Source organism: Dielma fastidiosa, from assembly GCF_003475485.1.
GTDB lineage: Bacteria > Bacillota_I > Bacilli_A > Erysipelotrichales > Erysipelotrichaceae > Dielma > Dielma fastidiosa.
Map to the genome: position 1 here is coordinate 1 of NZ_QRQL01000020.1, position 1,411 is coordinate 1,411.

The window sequence follows — 1,411 nt, forward strand, 5'->3', positions numbered from 1 at the left end:
TTCGTAGAGTACATTACTCCACGAAAAAACACCGCCAAACACTGAAAACTCAGCATTATTTGACGGTGTTGACAATTTATTTGACGGCTAATAAATCAGAAAGCCGTTGCATATTTTCTCTTTTTAAATCCATGGATGGGTGTACATAGCGATTCATTGTAATATTCACGCTGGCATGACCCAATATTTCGCTGAGACTTTTTACATCGAATCCAAGCTCTATGCACCTTGTAGCAAATGTATGACGTAACGAGTGATAATTTGCGGAGGTGATTCCGCTGTTTTTCAATACCTTCTTAAAATGATTTTGCATGGTTCTTGGTTCTAATGGATTCTGATCGCTATTGGTTAGGATGTAGCCAGTAGAAGAAGCTTTGTGTGCTGTAAGAATAGTCATTAAGCCATGGGGTACTGGAATAGTACGGATGGAGCAAGCACTTTTTGGTGTGGTAACAACAATCCTTGTCTTGTATTCACTGTTGGTTCTATCTTGGATTCTCTGGAGCGTTTGATGCACGTGGATTGTGTAATCTGAGAATGAAACATCTTCCCATCGTAACGCACAAATTTCACCTACTCTGAGACCAGTGAATAAACATACTAATATACCAATATTGCAGGAATCAAGATTAGAATACAAGTATTGGCATAATTTTTCCTGTTCAGCACGACTCAAAACTCTCATTTCCTTCGTTTGACGTTTTATCTGTATAGATCGTGCGTCACAAGAAATGGCTTTCCCGTTTCGGGTGGCAAATTGTAAGACATTTCGAATTAGAGATAAAATATCTGAAACAGTTTTAGAGGAAAGTCCATTCTCCTTTAATCCACCAGAAACAAGGAAAAAATTACACTGCGTTTCAATAAACTCGTGTGTTATATCACGCAATTGTTTGCTTCCGAACACAGGAAGTATATACGAGCTGAGAAGATTCCTATATTTGTTGCTTGTAGATTCCTTCACTTTAGGACATATAGCTTGAAACCATTCCATAGCAACCTGTTCAAATTGATCTGAGCTAATTTCTGGATCGACAGTGACAGAATTACTCGTGCACGAACTTTGACTGATAAGTTTTGCCTTGACTTCTCGATATGACTTTGCATAAACATAACCGTAATTGGCTTTGCCTGTAGAAGATCGGGACTTAATGTATCTTCCTTCCCATCTGCCGTCTTTCCTTTTGTAAATATTTTCTCCTTTTCGTGCCATAAGGTACACCTCCTTCAATATGACTATAATTCTGACGGCAAATTGTGACTTTGGAACTTTCTAAGATGGATTTTTGTGCAAAACCTCGTGTTTTATGTCCCTAACATATTGACAAACAGTGCGACAATTTGTAAAATAAAGATATAAACTAAAAAAAACAGAGAAGAATGCGATTCGTGGAGTAATGTACTCTACGAA

The 1,411-nt window shown here is 37.8% G+C and carries 1 protein-coding gene; it reads right to left on the reverse strand.

What is annotated here, in order from left to right; genetic code table 11:
- Positions 1 to 76: 76 nt before the first annotated feature.
- Positions 77 to 1,213: a tyrosine-type recombinase/integrase gene (locus DWZ33_RS17865; protein WP_002304408.1), complete on the reverse strand. Its 1,137-nt coding sequence runs from the start codon at positions 1,211 to 1,213 to the stop codon at positions 77 to 79.
- Between the last annotated feature and the right edge of the window lie 198 nt (positions 1,214 to 1,411).